This is a genomic window from Kosakonia radicincitans DSM 16656, assembly GCF_000280495.2.
Classification (GTDB): domain Bacteria; phylum Pseudomonadota; class Gammaproteobacteria; order Enterobacterales; family Enterobacteriaceae; genus Kosakonia; species Kosakonia radicincitans.
Window position 1 is genome coordinate 1,303,791 of record NZ_CP018016.1, and the last position, 17,307, is coordinate 1,321,097.

General features: G+C 57.1%; 26 protein-coding genes. 2 read left to right on the forward strand and 24 right to left on the reverse strand.

Features of this window, described 5'->3' with window-relative positions:
* Window positions 1-30: 30 nt before the first annotated feature.
* The 24 genes from Y71_RS06515 to Y71_RS06625 form a co-directional block, all read right to left on the reverse strand.
* Window positions 31-312: a phage tail assembly protein gene (locus Y71_RS06515; protein ID WP_007370715.1), complete on the reverse strand. Its 282-nt coding sequence runs from the start codon at window positions 310-312 to the stop codon at window positions 31-33.
* Window positions 313-374: 62 nt separating this feature from the next.
* Window positions 375-893, reverse strand: coding sequence for a phage major tail tube protein (locus Y71_RS06520; RefSeq protein ID WP_007370716.1), 519 nt, complete (start codon window positions 891-893; stop codon window positions 375-377).
* 12 nt (window positions 894-905) lie between these two features.
* Window positions 906-2,087 carry a phage tail sheath protein gene (locus Y71_RS06525; protein ID WP_007370717.1) on the reverse strand — a complete coding sequence of 394 codons (1,182 nt, stop codon included), beginning with the start codon at window positions 2,085-2,087 and terminating at the stop codon, window positions 906-908.
* Window positions 2,088-2,215: 128 nt separating this feature from the next.
* The gene (locus tag Y71_RS06530) at window positions 2,216-2,809 is read right to left on the reverse strand and encodes a tail fiber assembly protein (RefSeq protein WP_007370719.1); all 594 of its coding nucleotides are present in this window, start codon (window positions 2,807-2,809) and stop codon (window positions 2,216-2,218) included.
* Window positions 2,809-3,888, reverse strand: a complete 1,080-nt coding sequence (locus Y71_RS06535; RefSeq protein WP_007370720.1) for a phage tail protein — start codon at window positions 3,886-3,888, stop codon at window positions 2,809-2,811. Before Y71_RS06535 ends, Y71_RS06530 begins: the two co-directional genes overlap by 1 nt.
* 197 nt (window positions 3,889-4,085) lie before the next feature.
* Entirely contained in the window at window positions 4,086-4,682 is a 597-nt protein-coding gene (locus Y71_RS06540; protein ID WP_007370721.1) for a tail fiber assembly protein, read from the reverse strand.
* Window positions 4,682-5,740: a phage tail protein gene (locus Y71_RS06545; RefSeq protein WP_007370722.1), complete on the reverse strand. Its 1,059-nt coding sequence runs from the start codon at window positions 5,738-5,740 to the stop codon at window positions 4,682-4,684. The genes Y71_RS06540 and Y71_RS06545 overlap by 1 nt, the downstream gene beginning before the upstream one ends.
* A 154-nt stretch (window positions 5,741-5,894) precedes the next feature.
* Window positions 5,895-6,845: a phage tail protein gene (locus Y71_RS06550; protein ID WP_007370723.1), complete on the reverse strand. Its 951-nt coding sequence runs from the start codon at window positions 6,843-6,845 to the stop codon at window positions 5,895-5,897.
* A 154-nt stretch (window positions 6,846-6,999) separates the two neighbouring features.
* Window positions 7,000-7,608: a phage tail protein I gene (locus tag Y71_RS06555; protein ID WP_007370724.1), complete on the reverse strand. Its 609-nt coding sequence runs from the start codon at window positions 7,606-7,608 to the stop codon at window positions 7,000-7,002.
* Window positions 7,601-8,509, reverse strand: a complete 909-nt coding sequence (locus Y71_RS06560) for a baseplate assembly protein (RefSeq protein WP_007370725.1) — start codon at window positions 8,507-8,509, stop codon at window positions 7,601-7,603. The genes Y71_RS06555 and Y71_RS06560 overlap by 8 nt, the downstream gene beginning before the upstream one ends.
* 4 nt (window positions 8,510-8,513) lie before the next feature.
* Window positions 8,514-8,861 carry a GPW/gp25 family protein gene (locus Y71_RS06565; protein ID WP_007370726.1) on the reverse strand — a complete coding sequence of 116 codons (348 nt, stop codon included), beginning with the start codon at window positions 8,859-8,861 and terminating at the stop codon, window positions 8,514-8,516.
* A complete protein-coding gene (locus tag Y71_RS06570) occupies window positions 8,858-9,493 on the reverse strand; it encodes a phage baseplate assembly protein V (RefSeq protein WP_035888404.1) in 636 nt (211 codons plus the stop codon). Before Y71_RS06570 ends, Y71_RS06565 begins: the two co-directional genes overlap by 4 nt.
* A gap of 87 nt (window positions 9,494-9,580) precedes the next feature.
* Window positions 9,581-10,048, reverse strand: coding sequence for a phage tail protein (locus tag Y71_RS06575; RefSeq protein ID WP_079517515.1), 468 nt, complete (start codon window positions 10,046-10,048; stop codon window positions 9,581-9,583).
* Window positions 10,011-10,256 (reverse strand): Rz1-like lysis system protein LysC, encoded by a 246-nt coding sequence (gene lysC / locus Y71_RS30645; protein ID WP_233218433.1) that lies wholly within the window; start codon window positions 10,254-10,256, stop codon window positions 10,011-10,013. Before lysC ends, Y71_RS06575 begins: the two co-directional genes overlap by 38 nt.
* On the reverse strand, window positions 10,144-10,569 hold the full coding sequence (gene lysB / locus Y71_RS06580) for an Rz-like lysis system protein LysB (protein ID WP_007370731.1): 426 nt from the start codon (window positions 10,567-10,569) through the stop codon (window positions 10,144-10,146). The genes lysC and lysB overlap by 113 nt, the downstream gene beginning before the upstream one ends.
* On the reverse strand, window positions 10,566-11,075 hold the full coding sequence (locus Y71_RS06585) for a lysozyme (RefSeq protein ID WP_007370732.1): 510 nt from the start codon (window positions 11,073-11,075) through the stop codon (window positions 10,566-10,568). The genes lysB and Y71_RS06585 overlap by 4 nt, the downstream gene beginning before the upstream one ends.
* The gene (locus Y71_RS06590) at window positions 11,059-11,280 is read right to left on the reverse strand and encodes an HP1 family phage holin (protein WP_007370733.1); all 222 of its coding nucleotides are present in this window, start codon (window positions 11,278-11,280) and stop codon (window positions 11,059-11,061) included. The genes Y71_RS06585 and Y71_RS06590 overlap by 17 nt, the downstream gene beginning before the upstream one ends.
* Window positions 11,271-11,474 carry a tail protein X gene (locus Y71_RS06595; RefSeq protein WP_035888416.1) on the reverse strand — a complete coding sequence of 68 codons (204 nt, stop codon included), beginning with the start codon at window positions 11,472-11,474 and terminating at the stop codon, window positions 11,271-11,273. The genes Y71_RS06590 and Y71_RS06595 overlap by 10 nt, the downstream gene beginning before the upstream one ends.
* A gap of 198 nt (window positions 11,475-11,672) precedes the next feature.
* Window positions 11,673-11,858 (reverse strand): hypothetical protein, encoded by a 186-nt coding sequence (locus Y71_RS06600; protein WP_035888419.1) that lies wholly within the window; start codon window positions 11,856-11,858, stop codon window positions 11,673-11,675.
* Window positions 11,859-11,929: 71 nt separating this feature from the next.
* Window positions 11,930-13,903 carry a replication endonuclease gene (locus Y71_RS06605; protein WP_007370736.1) on the reverse strand — a complete coding sequence of 658 codons (1,974 nt, stop codon included), beginning with the start codon at window positions 13,901-13,903 and terminating at the stop codon, window positions 11,930-11,932.
* Entirely contained in the window at window positions 13,904-14,125 is a 222-nt protein-coding gene (locus tag Y71_RS06610; protein WP_007370737.1) for a TraR/DksA family transcriptional regulator, read from the reverse strand.
* The gene (locus tag Y71_RS06615; RefSeq protein WP_007370738.1) at window positions 14,125-14,352 is read right to left on the reverse strand and encodes a DUF2732 family protein; all 228 of its coding nucleotides are present in this window, start codon (window positions 14,350-14,352) and stop codon (window positions 14,125-14,127) included. The genes Y71_RS06610 and Y71_RS06615 overlap by 1 nt, the downstream gene beginning before the upstream one ends.
* 67 nt (window positions 14,353-14,419) lie before the next feature.
* A complete protein-coding gene (locus Y71_RS06620; protein WP_007370739.1) occupies window positions 14,420-14,758 on the reverse strand; it encodes a DUF5347 family protein in 339 nt (112 codons plus the stop codon).
* A gap of 38 nt (window positions 14,759-14,796) precedes the next feature.
* Entirely contained in the window at window positions 14,797-15,174 is a 378-nt protein-coding gene (locus Y71_RS06625) for a hypothetical protein (RefSeq protein ID WP_007370740.1), read from the reverse strand.
* Between the two features lie 115 nt (window positions 15,175-15,289).
* On the opposite strand from Y71_RS06625, the gene Y71_RS06630 reads away from it, so the two are divergent.
* Both Y71_RS06630 and Y71_RS06635 read left to right on the forward strand, forming a co-directional pair.
* Window positions 15,290-16,138, forward strand: coding sequence for a phage repressor protein CI (locus Y71_RS06630; RefSeq protein ID WP_007370742.1), 849 nt, complete (start codon window positions 15,290-15,292; stop codon window positions 16,136-16,138).
* A 6-nt stretch (window positions 16,139-16,144) separates the two neighbouring features.
* Entirely contained in the window at window positions 16,145-17,194 is a 1,050-nt protein-coding gene (locus tag Y71_RS06635; protein ID WP_007370743.1) for a site-specific integrase, read from the forward strand.
* Window positions 17,195-17,307: the final 113 nt, after the last annotated feature.

The following is a 17,307-nucleotide window of genomic DNA, read 5'->3' on the forward strand; positions in this document are numbered from 1 at the left end:
AATCGTCAACCGACAGGTTGGCCGGAAAACTTACTGTGCCGAAACCGGCGACAAAAAACCGACCACCTTGCCTGCCAGCGCGACCATATCCGCCAGATCCAGCGCCGCCACTTCCTGTTCGGTCAGGGAAGGCGAGGTGATACGCGGCAGCACTTTAATCAGCGCATCCACTTCAGCATTCGCCACTGCCGCCAGGCTCAAACCGCGCAGGGTGCCGGCATTCGGTTTCATCAGGGTAACGGCGTTGATAAGCTGTTCGCCGCGTTTGATCGGCGTTTCCAGGGTAACGACGTTATCAGTTTCGTTGCTCATAAAATCCTCGTGATTGCGTTAGCGAAGGGAAGTCCCGGCCAGACTGGCTGACCGGGCAGGGGTTACAGGCCGATATTGCGGCGGTGCTGTTCGAGACGATCGACGCCGTTCACTTTTTCGATCATGTTGATGGTGTCGATTTCCACCAGTTCCTTGCCATCCATCGTCAGTTTGAAATAAGTACAGACGACAGAGATTTTGGACTCGGTGTCTTCGCCCGGCTTGTTCTCGCCGGTGTCGATCTCTTTCTGACGACCGCGCATCACCACTTCAACGGCGACCGTTTCACCGGTGTCATCGCGCTGGTAGGAACCAGCAAAGCGGATCGGCACCGCATCGGCGCTGGTTGCGCCATACAGTTCCCAGATAGCCTCATCCGGGAAGCCGCCCAGCGACCACTCCATTGCCATGGCGTCGTCATCAAGACCCATATCAATCGGCGCGATACCGTTCATGCCTGCGCCACGGTAGTTCTCCAGCTTGCGGGTCAGTTTCGGCAGCGTGATGGATTTTGCGATCCCCTGATAGCTGTAGCCATTGAGGAACACGTTCATATATTTCAGTTTTCGCGGCATTGCCATTTATCAGGCTCCTTAATTGCTGTTGACCGAGGAGACCAGATTCGCCAGATATTTATCGGTGATGCGCTGGCGTAAGGTCAGGTTTTCCAGTGGCGGCACCGGCGTATAGTCGTAATCGATATACAGTTTCCCGGCTTTCAGGGTCTCGGCGTCATTAGCGCTCTCGTCGAACCAGCAGGTGGCGTCAACGATGTAACCGTTGCTTTTCAGTTCGCGGAACTTGGCGTTGATACCGTCGATGATGTCGCGGATAAGCGTCGCGGTGATCGGTTTGTCGACCGCCCACATATGCGCGTCTGCCATGGTGTCGGCGATAACCTGCGCGGTGCGGGTATAGTTTTCAAACAGGAACAGCGGATCGTCGGAGCAGGTACGGTTGCCCCAGAAGCGGAAGCCATCTTTGCGAATCAGCGTCGTCACACCCGCTTCGTTCAGCAGGTCGGCATCGGTACCGGATTCCTGCAAATCCCAGAAGACCGGGGTGCTGATGCCGGTGACGCCATTCACGCCAACGTTGGACAGCGTTTTGTGCCAGCCGACAGACTGGTCGATATACGCACGCAGGCCAAGTGCGCGGGCGGTAGCGTAGGCGGTTGCCGTCGCGTTCGCCACCGTATCCCAGGCGAGGAAATCCGGCCAAATCACCATCAGCTCGCGCTGGCTGAAGTTCTCGCGATACTTAATCGCATCGGAAATGGTTTTGCAGCCCCAGGCGCTGACATAACCGAAGGCGCGCAGCTTCTGGCAGACTGGCGCCAGTGCGGTGGCGACTTCCTGCGTGTCATAACCCGGCACGCCCAGAATACGCGGTTTCACGCCGGTGACGGCTTCGGCGGTCAGCAGCGCTTTCAGGCCGGTGTATTTGCCGTTTTCATCGGTGGTGCCGATGATGTTGGAAATCGTCTGCGCCTGCGCATCATCGCCGCTGCCTTCAGCGACGCGCACAACGACGATAACCGGTTTCGCCTGGTCGGCAATGGCTTGCAGCGAAGAGGCCAGCGTACCTTTGGTACCCGCTTTGGCGATGGCGCTTTGCACGCTGGTGACAAGCACCGGTTCATTCAGTGGAAAGGTTGCCGCATCGGCATCGCTGGCAGTACATACCATGCCGACAATGGCGGTTGAGACAGTGGAAATGACGCGCGTGCCGTCGTTGATTTCGACGACCTGAACGCCATGATGATAGTCACTCATCCGTTTAACTCCGTGGTGTTGGGGTGAGTGCTATTCTCCAGGCCACAGCGGCGCAGCGCTATTTATCGGGGTTGGGGCGAGGATGAAACAACAGCGGGCGGCAAAAAAACGGGCCGTAGCCCGTTGAATTATGCTGGTTGAGTGGGCCAGGTGATATTGGGCGCACTGGAGAGATCAATGGCGTTTATGGCATCGATATAATCCAGAACCTGGTCGAGCCGGTTTTTTTCTTCGTCATTCAACGTCCTGCCCGCCTGCAACTTAAGCTGGATAATGCTGATTGATGACATCGCCGTATCGATATGTTGTTGACGAAGTGCCTGCGCATCCTGAACCGCGGCTACGTGTTGCGCTTCGGCGTCCGTAATCCATGCACTTCCGTTCCACTTGTCATAGGGCGTTGCGGGCTCAATGGCAACAAATCCGTCTTTAAGCGGGCCGATATAATCCACTGTTGAGGCGCTAAGATCGGCCGTGGAATAGACGGTTTTTCCCCGATGATCTTCTTTCTGCTCCCACTCACTCCCCGTAAAGACAGCCACACATCCCTCAGCAACGGCACCGGGAGTAATGTCTGTTGAACCGGCGGGAAGACCAACGCCGATCGCTAAAAACTCTTCGCTGGAACCCGTAAATTCGCCGGTTTGCGCAGAAAAGCTGTAAGCCGTGATGTTTCCTGCTGTGGTGGCGATTTTTGCTTTATCCAATACTGCTGATGTCATTATGCAGCCCTCACAATGTAGTTAAAGGCGATGTTGCGCGGACGAGTTTCAGAACCACCATAAGAGGACATGATACTTCCAAGCCCAACCATTACTGCTGAAGTTACTCCGCCGAAGTGAGTAGACCCTGGGGTTTCAGGAAATAACGCACGATAGGTTAGAGAGTGCGTGTGGGATTCAACTAAAAAATCTTGAGAACTCATCATACTGCGTCCTGGGTCAATGCCTCTCCCATCATCCCAGCCACGAATAAATTCCCCTCGTAAATCAGGTAATACAAGGTTTGGATAAGCCACAGCCAGCTTCGGGTATTGCGCTGCGGCGAATGCCGCGCCGTTACATTTCAGCCAGCCTGCCGGTGGTGTCGCCGATGACCAGGGAATGGGCACACCAATCGGCAGCGCTGAACCGTCACCCAGGTTCAGCGTTGATATTGCTGCTTTAACAAAAGCGGTGGTGGCCAGTTGCGTATCGTTTGCCGTTTGCGCTGCAGTGGGGGCTTTGGGTGTTCCGGTCAGTGTGGGGCTGGCAATCGGCGCATACTGCGTGTGCGGGTTGCTGGCTGCAATATGCTGGCTCAGCAGAGCATCAGAATATGCTTTTACCTCGATAACCTTGTCATCGACATACTTGCGTGTCGCCAGCACTACTGACGGATCAATTTTTAGTGTGATGGCTGAGGTAGAAGAAACAATCAGCGCCATACGAATCGTCTGCGTGCGTCCGCTACCTTCACCTAACAGCGGTTTGTAGGTTTCCGGGCAGTTGGCGACGGCAATCAGTATGCCATCGTCGTCAAAAAGACCCAGCTCGCGGATCCAGTATCCCCCTTCGTTTTCCGGGATTACCTGCTCGGCAATAATTTGATTGGCATCCTCGGCATCGACAGTCAGTGTGTTTACTGCGCCGATGCGTTTCTGATTAACCAACTGGGTTTGTGCCGGGTCTGGCGTGGGCAGGCTGCCGTTGCCATCGCCAACGGCCATTTGCGTAATATGGATTTGGGTGCCCAGCGCGGTGGCGTTCGCCAGCTTCGCCGCGCCCTGATTGGTCAGGATGGCAAAATATTTTACAGTCATGCGTTCACTCTCAGGTTATCGATTGAGTAAACGGTATTGTCCGGGGCGCAGTGGGCCGGGGCCTATCAGTTAGGGTTGGTTGTCGGGCGATACAACCCTGAGGAGAATGGCCTGCTGGCGGGCAGGCCTGTGGGGGAACAGTAGGTCGGGTAAGCGCAGCGCCAACCCGACAAAAAACGGGCCGCGGCCCGTTGCTCTTATTGTGGCTGTTCAGGCCAGCGGATATCAGGTGCGCTTGTGGTATCGACAGCCTGCACGCCCTTGATGTACTCCAGCCATTTCACCAGGCTGGCTTTGTCGTCGTCGCTAATAATGCCGAGTTGCAGCTCGGTCTGCCATACGCTGATACTCTCTTTCGCCTCTTTCAACCGCTGCGTTTTGCTCTGTTCAGCTTCCGCTATCAGCGCGGTTTTTTGCGCGCTTTCATCTGTGACCCATGCGCTGCCATTCCAGACGTCATAAGGCGTAGCCGGAACAAGCGTGGTGACATTCGCCGGGTAATCGCCCAGTTCGGTTATCTGTTTCCGTTCGCCGCTGGCGGTGTCATATACCGTTTCACCACGTGAGTCGTGAATGTATTCCCAGGTCTGCCCGGTAGCGTTGCGGCAGATGGCAAATCCCGCTTTCGCCGAAAGAGGCGCATCAAGCGCTGCGTTTGCCGGAATACCGACACCCACGGCGAGATATTCAACGGATGTAGAGAGGTATTCGCGGCTGGTCGCGTCATAGTTGTAAACGGTCACTTCCCCGGCACGAGTGGCTAAGCGGTTTTCATCCAGAATTGCGGTCAACATTATTGAGCCCTCACGATGTAGTTAAATGCAATGTTATGTGGACGGGTTTCCGCACCACCTGTGTTTTCCATGTAGATATAGGTATGGCAGCGGTTACCTGTTTGCCCGGTGATATCCACTTTTTCACTGTTTTCATCGGTAAAGGCGATAATTTTCCCGGTGGGCGTGCCGTATTCATTAATAAATCGGTGGTTATGCGATCTCAACTCATCAGCCTGCGCTGAAAGCAGTGCTCGCCCGGCGTCCAGCCCGCGTCCATCATCCAGCCCGCGAATAAACTCGCCGCGCAGATCCGGCAGAACACCGGCCGGGTAGGCGGCTGCCAGCCGTGGAAACTGGGTTTTATCAAAGGACGCGCCGTTGCATTTAAACCAGCCACCAGGCGGAGTGGCTTGCGGCCAGGCGACGGGCGAACCCACCGGTAAAATGCCGTCGTAGTCAGCAATAACATCGCGCACATATTTGGTGTTGGCGATCTGCTGTCCGTAGTTGCCAATATGCGTATCCGGCACCGTCGGCGTGCCGATAAACACCGGGCTGGCCAGCGGTGCGTACTGCGCATGCGGGTTAGCGGCTTTAACATGGTTGTTCATCAGGTCGTCGGCATACTGCCGCGTCGCCAGTACCACCGACGGGTCGATTTTCAACGTGACGGCAGCCGTTGATGAGACGGTAAGCACCATGCGGATGGTCTGCGTGCGTCCGCTCCCTTCCTGCATTTGCGGTTTATACGTTTCCGGGCAGTTGGCGACCGCAATCAATACGCCTTCGTCATCATAGAGGCCAATTTCGCGGATCCAGAAACCGCCTTCCGTTTCCGGAATAACCTGCTCGGCAATAATCTGGCTGCTGTTATTAGGATCGACCGACAGCCGGTTCAGCGGCGCAATACGCTGCTGGTTAATCAGTTTTGTCTGCGTTGGGTCTGGCATCGGTAGTACGCCGTTGGCATCGCCAACCGCCATCTGCGTGAGATTAAGTTTTGTGCCGAGCGATGCGGCGTTTGCCAGCCTCGCAGCGCCCTGATTTGTCAGAATGGCAAAATATTTGGCAGTCATGCGTTAACTCTCAGGTTGTTTGGTGAAGAATGAACGGTGACGCTATTTTCCGTTCAGCCACAGGCGAACACCATTGATCGGCGTTGGTTGCCTGCTGACACAACGAGCGTGATGAAAAAAACGGGCCGCAGCCCGTGGCAAGCTAACGAAGCGGTTAAAAACCGATCGCCAGAATGTCGATGCCGTTGCCCGCGCCGCTGTAGGAACGGATGGTGATGTTCTGTAAGGATCGGGCTACAACAAAGATGGGCACCGTGATATCGGTGAAGGGTGATGATCCTTCGGTATAGGTGACTTGCGTATTCAGGCAGGCGTTCGGAAAGGCTATTGGCCATGTGAAGACGGAGTTCTCACCGTTGTTCACACTGGTCGTTACCTTCATCCATTGAATAATCAGTGCCTGTTTACCGCCATTCAAGATACCCGGGATCTGAAAATAACCGGCGGTGGCCAGCAGGCCACTTGCGGTTCCTGCCTGCACAAGCGAACTCAAGCCAAGATTGCTCTGCACACTGCTGACAAGCCCGGCATTCGCCATCTCTTTCAGCGCATTAGCGATAAGAGGGTATTGCGCATGCGGATTGCCCGCTGCGACGTGTTGGCTCATCAGGTTGTCTGCATAGGTGCGCACCTCAATCGCTTTATCGTCAACATACTTACGCGTCGCCAGCACCACTGCCGGGTCGATTTTTAGCGTCACCGCGGCGGTTGATGAAACAGTGATCACCATGCGAATCGTCTGCGTGCGGCCGCTCCCTTCCTGCATCAATGGCTTGTAAGTTTCCGGGCAGTTGGCAACAGCAATCAGTACGCCTTCATCGTCGTAGAGACCGAGTTCGCGGATCCAGTAACCCCCTTCGTTTTCGGGGATTATCTGTTCGGCGATAATCTGGCTGGTGTTGGTGGGATCGATCGACAGGGCATTCAGCGGCGCAATTCGCTTTTGATTCACCAGCCGGGTTTGCGTTGCGTCGGGCGTCGGCAGTACGCCATTACCGTCGCCGATGGCGATTTGCGTCAGATTGAGCGAGGTGCCGATAGCGGTGGCATTCGCCAGCCTTGCGGCGCCCTGATTGGTCAGAATGGCAAAATATTTGGCAGTCATGCATATGCTCTCTGGTTGTTGGATAGTGAATGAACGGCGGAGCTATTTTCCGTTCAGCCACAGGCAGACGCTAATCAGCGGCGTTGTCGGTCCGCTGATACAACGAGGGAGATAAAACAAAACGGGCCGTAGCCCGTTTCAGCAGTGTGGCGGGTTATGAAATATAAACATCATCGATAAGATGGATGGCAGAAGCGGGGTAATACTCGCCGCCGACCACAATCTCTTCCGGCATGTAAGGATAAACCGTTAGCTCTTCACCGAGGTAACAACTGGCGCCAACATAAAACTCGCCGCTGGTGCTCAGGCTAATGTTCAGTTCCGACAGATGGCGGCTCGCCGGTTTGGCATCATTGATAAGCCGCTCCAGCTCCTGGTACATCTGCTCGGTAATGCCATTCTCCTGCACGCCAATCACCAGCCGGAACGTGCCGGGTTCGGCATTCTCCTGCCACCATTCGCGTAGCTCAATCAGGTAGCCGAGTGGTTCAACAACGCGTCGTAATGAGCTAATGGTTCCCTTGTGTTGATGAACAAAAAAAGCAGAGGCGATAATTTTACGTTTGGTGGCCTCGGGCCAGCTGTAATCCCAGCGATCGACGGAGAGCGCCCACGCCAGGTAAGGCAGCAGCTCTGCCGGGCAGGTCAGCGGATCCCATAATGTGCGCAGCGGCACCGGTACGCGTTCGATTTGTGCCGCTGCCTCTGCCGTTGCCACCTCCAGAACTGAGGAGCCAACGGGCAACAGGCGGTCATCACTCATCGGTGCCTCCTGTATTAATGCTCCAGGCTGTGCAGTACGAAGCCTGGTTTTTCTCCAGCACCAGATCGCTTTGCGGCGAGCTCAGCTCCACGCGTTGTACACCTTCAACGTGCAGCGCAGCGTAAATGGCCGACTGGCGGATATCGCGGCCCAGTCGGCGCTGTGCGGAGATATAGGTCTTGAGTTGCTGTTCGGCGGCCTGACGAATCGGTTCCGATTCCGGCCCCGGGTAAAAATAGAGCGTGGCGTCAATCTGGTAGGGCACAATTTCCGCGCTTTGTACCGTTACGCGGTCGCCAACCGGGCGGACATCTTCTGCGTTCAGCGCCTTTTCAACGATGGCGATCAGTTCGTCGCTGGCACTGCCGTCGCCTTCGCGTGAGAGCACTGAGATGGTGATATACGCCGGGTTCGGGCTGATCACGGAGATATCGGCAACGCGACCATCGGCGCTGCGGCCGTGATATTCATAAGCGCCTTCCGGCCCGGCCACACTTAAGCCTTCAAAGGCCTGCTGCGCACGCAGTCGCAGGTCTTTATCTGATTCCATCACTGCGGCAGTCGGCGGGATGGTGCTGTCATCGGCAGGGGTGATCACCAGTCGCGCGGTATTGCTGTTAGCGGCAATCACATCAAGATCGTTACCGGCGGCGTACGCCAGCATCACCGCGCGGGCGGCTTCATTGACGCGCTGGCGCCACAGCACTTCGCGATAAGCGTTCTCTTCAAGAAACTTGGTCAGCGGCTCGGACTCCAGCGCCAGCGTACGGGCGATGGCCTCCTGCTCGTCGGCAGGAAACAGGGAAATGAGTGTCGCCTTGCGTTCGGCAAGAAGACCCTCGTAATCAAGTTCCTCAACCACATTGGGCGCGGGCAACTGGCTCAGATCGATAATCGGCATGGTTTTAACTCACTGGAAGGGTTAACGAAAGGGATTCGCCGGTACTGGCGAGCTGGCCGGTCAGATTGACAATCATCGTGCCGTCGAACTGACGTTCGGTTGTCACTGCGCTCAGCGTGATGCGCGGTTCCCATTTCAGCAGCGCCATATAGCAGGCGGCCTGAATCTGCAGCGCCAGCGCCGGGGTTTGTGGCTGGTCGATCATCTCAAACAGCAGTGAGCCGTAATCACGGCGCATGACCCGTGAACCAACAGGCGTGCGCAGAATATCGCTGATGCTCTGGCGGATATGTTCGGTGTCGGTCAGGCGCTGGCCGGTGGTGCGGTCAAAACCGCTGTATTGCACTGTCATAGAGGCGCTCCTGTTGTACCGCCGCTGTCGCCGGGGTGTTGATGGGTATGCAGTACTTTGCCGTTAGAGGACAACGAACCGCCGCTGTGCGAGATATTGCCGCTCATCGTGCCGCCTTTTTGCACCTCCAGCGTGCTGGTAATGAGCTTGTTGGTACAGACTACTTCCGGGGTATCAAGCGTGATGCGGGTGGAGGCGACAACCTTCACTTCCGGCACACTGACGGTTACGGATTGGGAGGCGGTGATATCGGCGGTTTTAATGCCGCTGACTTTCAACGCGCTGTTTTGTGGTTCGTATTCGAACACCGCCCCATCGGGGAAGGCGACATGCCAGGCGTCCGCCGAAACGGAAGGCGCCGGGTTGTCGTCAGAAAAAATGCCCGGTAGCACAAAGGCGGTGTCGAGCTCGCCGCCGACCGCCAGCAGTAAAACCTGCTCGCCGACCGAGGGCGCCCACCACGTACGTGAATGTCCGGCGCGGTGGGTTAACCACTGCAACCACTGAGTGACGATGCCGCCTGTCTGCACTCGACAACGCCCGGAAGTCAGGTCGATGTCGACGATAATCCCGGTACGGATCATATTGCGCAGCGCGCGGGCCATTTCCTGGAGCGAGAGTTGTGTGTTCATAGCGGAAATGATGCTATGCGGCCCCGGCTTTGAAAAACGGACAAGGCTGTCCGGCTTTTGGCACAACGCGGGGCGCATTTGCGGGCGTTATGAAGCCCAGCGGCTCACCAGTTCGCCGTTGATATAGAGCTCAACCGGGCGGGTAACCAGCGCTGGCGGCAGCGGCTCCGGCAACGTCTCGGCGTGCAGCGCGCCATCCACTTCCGTCACTTTGGTGCGCTCGGTCAGTTGCAGGATAATCAGCAGATCCTGGGTGCCATCGCTGTTGGTCGTCAGCGACCAGCTAAAGCAGCCGCGCTGACCCGCTTCGACGGTGAGAATATCCGGCTGGTTGTCGCGCAGCCAGGCCATGATCGGCACAAAAATCGTATCGATATCGCCGGAAAAAGCGCTGACTTCGACGTTGAGGTTGAACTGTTTTTCAAACGACAGCGAAGGGGCAAACGTGGCGGTATTGCTGCCTTTGTCCACCCACAGCCGCAGCGTATCGGGGTTGTCGTGCAGCGCCGGGACAGCATCAGTCAGGGCTTTGCGCAGCGTGTCGGGTTTTAGCATTTATCTCATCCTGGCAGTGTTTAACGGTTTCGACTTGTAGCGCGCAGCTTTCCAGTGCGCGCTCAAGCTGACGGATATCGGCGCTTAAATCGCCGTTAGTTTGTGGATCGCTGCCCGGCATCGGACACAGGCTGACCTGCGGGCAGCGGTTGTAAACAGTGACCGGCAGAGGGGCAGGCGGGGCGCTGGTGCACCCGGCGCACAGCATCAGGCAACTGAGTGTTATACCAGCGGCGGAAGGCGTCATTTTCATGGAGTAACCTTGTGATGGTTTGTTCGCGGCGCACGGCCTGTTCGCTGGCGGCATTGAGCTGCTGACGCAGCGCCACCTGCGCCTGCTCGTTGTTGGCCGCCAGCGCATCAGCGGTGGCGCGCTGTGCTTTCAGTTGCGCGATGGTGTTGTTCTGCTCGCGCGTAAGCTGGGTGGATTGCGAAAGCGCGCTGCGCAGCACGTGGTTTTGCTGCACCAGCCATATTACGCCCAGCGCTGCGAGCAGCAGGGCAATCAGTCGGGCGGTCATTTCACCCCCTTCAGGCACCAGGCGCGTTCGCGTTCGCGGCGGTTTTCCAGCCCGCGATTGCGATCGCCGTTGATAAACACCCAGCGCGGCAGCTGATTGCAGGCCTGTTGCCACTGTTTGTGGTTGATAAACCACACCAGCGTCGAACGGCAGGCGGCAGCGGTGCCGACGTTAAAGGCAAAACTAACCACCGCGTCATAAACCTGTGATGGCATAGCAACCGGCGCGCAGGCTGCCAGACGTCGCTCAACGTGCAGTACATCGGCGACCAGATTCACCGCCGCCTCTTTTTCGCTGATATCCCGCGTTGGCGCGACGCCAGCGGTGTGGCCAATGCCGGATGTCCAGACGCCAGCGCTGCACTGGTATGGACGCAGACGACAGCCTTCCAGATCGGCAATCAGCGCCAGCCCCGGCTGCGAGGTGTGCAGTAAATGGAAATCCGGTACCAGCACCGCCAGTGCCAGCACCGCCGCAGCGCTGCAACGTTTAACGGGTAAGCCCATTCATCACCTCCTGGCTCGTGGCGCAGGATTTCAGGAACAGATAGCTTTTGCGGCGGTAATACCAGTTCACGGCGACGGTGATGGCAACGCCCAGCGCGCCGAACCAGGCTGCGAAATCCTGTGGCGTCATCGCGCCGAAAAAGGTCAGCGCGACGCTTATCCAGTAGGCCAGCGACGAAGTGACTTTTTCGATAGTCAGGCCCATAGATTCACCGTTTCTGTCTGCGTCGGCGCCTGCGCTTCCGGCAGGTTTACCGGAGTGCCGTAAGGCAGAATCACGCCCAGATCGGCAAGGCCAGGATTGGCTGCCAGCACCGTTTCAACCACACCCTGGGTGTAGCCGTAATAGCGCAGGCAAAGGAGATCGAGCGTATCGCCCTGTTGTGTGATTACATTCATCGTTTCGCGTCTCTTACCGTCGGGAAGGATTTTTCCCACCGTTAAGTCTCCAGACCGGAGCAGGCGGACGCTATCTGTCGCCGCTGGCTGTACGCTGACACAACAGGGCGAAAGCAATGTGAAGTGGGGAGGGGCGGCCTGAAACAGTGCAGGTATGATCTGGCGCGCAGGCCGCCGTAACCGGCGGGTTTCCGGCGGCTATTCTGCCTGGTAAAAGATGTCTCTTTCCTGCGCAGTCGCGCTTTCGCTTTCCGCCATATCGGCAATCAGCCACAGTGCCATTTCCAGCTCTTCCTTTTTGCAATGGTGGAGCAGAGACAACTCGGCAATAAACCTTACGCACGCCCATTTCCGCTGGGCGCGTTCATTCCGTTCAGACACCATGAATCCCCTCATGAGTTCTTTACTGTATATTTGTACAGTATCATAGGCCGTTTATTGATGGGAAGCGAAAATTATTTCACTGCATCACTATGTTGCTGAAAGAGAAAACCATTATTCTGCTTCGCCCACGCTTTTGGTGCGGTTTGTCTCGTCAATTCCGGGTTATCGGGCGGTGGATCACTACAGCGGCTGGTGGGCCAGCGCGTACAGTTATTGACAGAACTCCAAGAGGGCGCAGGCGCGCCCTGAAGGTCAACCCCCGTTCGCTTCGGCACAATTTTCCATTTTTTCAGCCGCGTCAGCACCGGCGAACCGGCACCGACCTGGGTGTCATACACTCCGCGAATACGTACCGTGGTTTCGCCGTACTGGTTAAATTCGTCATCCGGCGCATACAGCGTGCGCACCTGCAAATCATCGCGACGAACAAACGGCCCGCCCTGAGCATTGACGTAGCCTGCCCAGTCCCCGGCATCGGCGGCATCGTGAACCAGTGCGAATTCCACGCTTAAGCCGCGAGCTGTTTTGCCATCGGCCATTTTTCTCAGCTCGCGATACACCGTCACCGGCGCGCCGCCAACAAACTGAAACTGGCGTATCCGCCAGCGTGCTGCCCAGGCGGAAACGGCACAGGCCGTCTCCTGCAACGGTGCGCCGCTCTCATTATCGCGCTCGCCTTCCAGCGCATACCCGTCAATATTCTTGGCGATATACTTCGCCACATAACCGGTGGCGCTGCCTTTTTGTGCATCGATCGCCTCGGCGTGAAAGCGGGCGCGTTTCGCCTTATCGCTGCGCAGCTCGTGGTGATCTTCTTCGCGGGCATAGTCGCCGAGAATTTCGCGCACGCGGCTGACATCCTGCGGCTGCATAAACAGCAGCAGATGCCAGTGCGGCGTGCCATCGTGATGCGGCTCAGCCACGCGAATGCCGAAAATACGCAGCCCGTTACGATGCAGCCTGGCGCGGATCCTTGCCCACAGCCGGGTGAAATAGCCCTGCGTTTGCGCCGGGCTGGCACCGTTCCACTTATGATTTCGATAACCGGCGCGGGTGGTGGCGTGCCAGGCTGAAGGCGCGGTCAGGGTATAAAACTCGCCGACATAACCCAGCGACTGACAAATCGTTTCAAAGCCGCGAATGCGCGTCATCAGCTCGCAGCGGCGAATCGCCGGGTTGGCGACCGAGCCGTCATGCTTATCAATCAGGCTGATACGGTTTCCTTCCTCATCTTCCAGCTCCATGCTGTTGAGAAACTCGCGGTTACGGCGTTTCTGCTCGCGCCAGGCGCTGACGCAATCGTCGCTGGCATAGGGCCGTTTTTTCTTGCTGACGTTACCGAGTGCAATTTGCAAATGTTCGCGCCACTGGGCGGCGATGCGACGCAGATGGCCGCGCCACCAGACCTCACTGAACAGGCGGATCACCGCCGGGGCAATCTCATCAGCGCAGGCAACTTTACGGGTGACACGCTGCCAGTGCGGCGGCGTGACGTTAAATTGCAGCGCAATCATTCCGGCGTGCAGATACCAGCGGTGCAGGGTTTTCAGCTCTGCCGCTTCCGCGCTGTCGATGTTTGCCAGTTCGCCGCGAATAAAATGCGCGATGTCGGTCGCCAGCCGGTCAATCGCGCTTTTCGCCAGATCCGGTAGTTGGTTATAGCGGGCCAGCAGCGCCACCAGACGGCTCGCCAGATCCTGCTGGATGGTGGTATCAAAATGGCCATTGAACACGGCTCTGGAGAGGCGCGGGCTAAGCGGTTTGTGTTGGTAGCGCTGCGTCACCGCGTTTAGCCGTGGGATAGCGCGGTGAAAAAAGTGGCAGAGAAAGGCGTTGGCCCGCGCCGTACCGTGCGCCTGTTCCAGCACATCGATACGGCGGGTGATCGGAAAGCGGATGCACTCCGGTTGCAGCGCCAGCGCGTGGCGCGCCTGCTGCACCGCCGCAAAATGCTGGTTGCGACGGTGCAGTTCCGCGTGGGTGAGATACGGGCTGGCGATCGCTGAACGCGGCGCGTTCCACGGATAAGCCCACGAGACCGCCAATTAGCGCCTCCGGTAATGTTTATCTTTCAGTTCGGCGAGCTGCTGGCAACTGACACAGCAGGTCACGCCGGGCAACGCCATCCGCCGGGCCTGGGGAATCGGCGCATCGCAGCATTCGCAGGTAAGGCGTGAGGGCAACAGCAGGCGGTTACGCGCCTGGCGGATATAGCGCTCGCGATCGTCCAGCTCACGCTGCTGAACGAGATCCATTTCATCGGCCATCAGTGCAGCTCCTGTGCCTGGGTATCGATATGGCTGGCTTCCTGGCGCAGCAGTTCGGCGACGTCGCACCACTCAAGACGCCGGGTGGCGATAAACGCGGCCAGCGCCTCCAGCCGCCCGGAAATAATGCCGGCACAGCGCAGGCGTTCGTTGTTGCGGGCTTCTGCCAGCAGCAGCGCGATCTCTTCATGGCTGCGTACTGGATGGGGGGTAACATTTTTACGCATGGTATTTCTCCTGAAATTCGGGCAAAGGGAGGCCCGACGGGTTGACGTCATAGGTATGAAAAAGGGGTTACAGCGGCATGGTGAGCCGTTTCGGAAACAGGCTTACTACCACGCGGAAATGGTTCATCGCGGCAATCAGCGCCCGCTTCTCCTCAAGCGTCAGCGCATCCGGATGAAGCGCCTGACGCGCCGTGGGTACTCTGGCGAGAAAGAAGATCGCCGCCAGCGCCCGGCTGTTCTCTTCAAAGTGTTCATCCCGCTTGTCACACAGCTCGTCGATAAAGCGCGCCACCTCGCGCCAGCTATCGCCCCAGAAGCGGCCGCGGATTTCCGCGATATGGTTCAGCCCGCTCAGGCGTTCTCCGGCGTTGAGCGGAAGCGTTGCGGTGGGTGAAGTGATCGCCATATTGCCTCCTGTTTGATTCTGAGTTTGCAAAAGCAAATTCAGCTAAACGAGGTGCCGGAACGACGGTCGAGATAACGACAGTCGATCGCCTGCTGGGTTAATTTGTCGCGCCAGGCCTGCACGTTGATCAGCGTGCGGCTGCGTTTACCGGCGTTTTCCGCGCTCGAATAGTCGCGGGTTGGTGCTTTCAGCAGAATGCCTTCGTCGAGCCATTGCCAGACCAGACGCTCGCTAATACCGCGCATGGCAGCGAAATCCCGCACCGTCATGGCATCGGACATCGCCGAGCGGATCAGGGTTTGTAATGTCGGGAGCAGGGCGGAGACCAGCTCATCCATCTGCCCATGGGTGAAATTCCTGGATTGCATTTGAGAGCCAGATAACGGATGCGACGGCGTTGATTTTGCATCTGACATATCGCATTATCTCCTGTTGTTTGAAATGTACTGCACTGCTGTGCATTTTGGTCGATGCACAGCAATATAAATCGCAAATGCGATTGTGTAAATCGCTTTTTTGATGTTGGTGAACATGAGTGATAACAAAATGAGTGTTCAGGATGTGATCGAGCGTATTGCTGCGTCCTATTCTGTCTCCAGCCAGAAAGCGCTTGCCGAAGCACTGGATGTCCCGGCGAACAATATCAGTAGCTGGATCCAGCGCGACAGCGTGCCCTATAAGGCAGTGGTCAAATGCGCGCTGGATACCGGCGCAGATTTGCACTGGCTGGTAAACGGTGAATTTGCAAATGCAAAATCAGCGGATAAGCCGCTGCCGAAAGGCAAGGCACTGTACGATGAGATTTTATCGACCGGCGGGCGGCCGGTGCTGCGCCGCATCCTCGATGCGTATGGTTTCCAGATGCAAAAAGATCTCGGCGACCTGCTTGATATCTCCTCCGGAACTATCAGCACCTGGGTGCGGCGTGAGTTTTTTCCCGGCGATGTGGTGGTGACCTGCGCGCTGGATACCGGCGTCTCGCTGAACTGGCTGGCGACCGGGAAAGGTGAAATGTACCCGGCTCCGGCTCCTGCGGCGTCAAATGATGCTGTGCTGAGCATTCCGAAATTCCGTCTGGAATCCGGCGAGCTGAAAGAAGTGGGCGTCTGGGCGCTGGATCGCAGCCTTGCGCCGTCATCGACGGAAGGGCTGAATTTTATCGAGGGGCTGAATGCGGCCTGGCTGGTGGATACCTCGGCGCAGAAAATTGGTAACGGGCGCTGGTTTATCAGTATCGACGATGCGCTGGATGTGTTTGATGTGGTGCGGCTGCCGGGCGGCAAAGTACGTCTGACGAATAATGCGGTCGATTTCGAATGCGGCGTGACAGAGATTGCGCCGTTCGGCGTGGTGATTTTTACGCTGGAAAAACATGTGTAAGCGGCAATGACGGTCAGCAAACAGAAAAACGGCAAGTGGCTGTGCGAATTGTACCCGCAAGGGCGGGAAGGGCGGCGTATTCGTCGGCAGTTTAATACCAAAGGCGAGGCCGAAGCGTTTGAATCCTGGACGAAACAGGAGGCGCAGGAGAAGCCGTGGCTGGGCGAAAAAGAGGATCGCCGACGTTTAAGCGAGCTGATTGCGCTGTGGTTCAAGCTGCATGGCCAGTCGCTGGCGGCGGGCAAGTCGCGGATGGCGAAGCTGGAGATTGTCTGTCGCGGGCTGGGCGATCCGGTCGCCTCGCGTCTGACCGCCAAAGCCTGGGCGCACTATCGCGACCAGCGTCTGAGCGGAGAAATCGATAACGGTTACACGCCGGACAAAGCAAAGTGGAAGGTGAAGCCAGTCACGGTCAACCGCGAGCAGCAATATCTGAGCGCGGTGTTTAACGAACTGCGGCGGCTGGGGGAATGGTCGCTGCCGAACCCGATTGAAAACGTGCGCATTTTTCGCGAAAAAGAGCGGGAAATGACCTGGCTGACGCAGCCGCAAATCATCACCCTGCTGGCGGCCTGCGAACGCTACGGGCATGCCGATTTAACGCGAGTGGTGAAAATTTGCCTCGCCACCGGCGCGCGCTGGCGCGAGGCGGAAAACCTCAATCGCGCGCAGCTTGTGGCGAATAAAATCACCTTTATCAAAACCAAAGGCGGGCGCAACCGGACGGTGCCTATTCCGCCGTGGCTTTTTGACGAGCTGTCGCCGCTGCAAGGGCAGATGTTTCAGCCGTGCTATGGGGAATTCAGCAAAATGCTGGCCACCACCGATATCGCGCTGGCCGAAGGGCAGAAAACCCACGTTCTGCGCCACACTTTCGCTGCGCATTTCATGACCAATGGCGGCAATATCCTTGTGCTGCAACGCATTCTTGGTCATGCCAATATCCGTGAAACCATGCGTTACGCCCACTTTGCGCCCGATCATCTTGAAGAGGCGGTGATGCTCAACCCGCTGTCGCAACTTAATGGCGGCAAAATGGCGGCGGAGGTTGCATAACGCTGCAATTCGCTGCATGAAAAAAGGTTTTATGCGCTGATAAGCAAGGATGAATCGTTGAATGCTGTGAGTGGAAGAAAAAGCGTCTTAACTAACTTTTTTGCTGCGTTTAC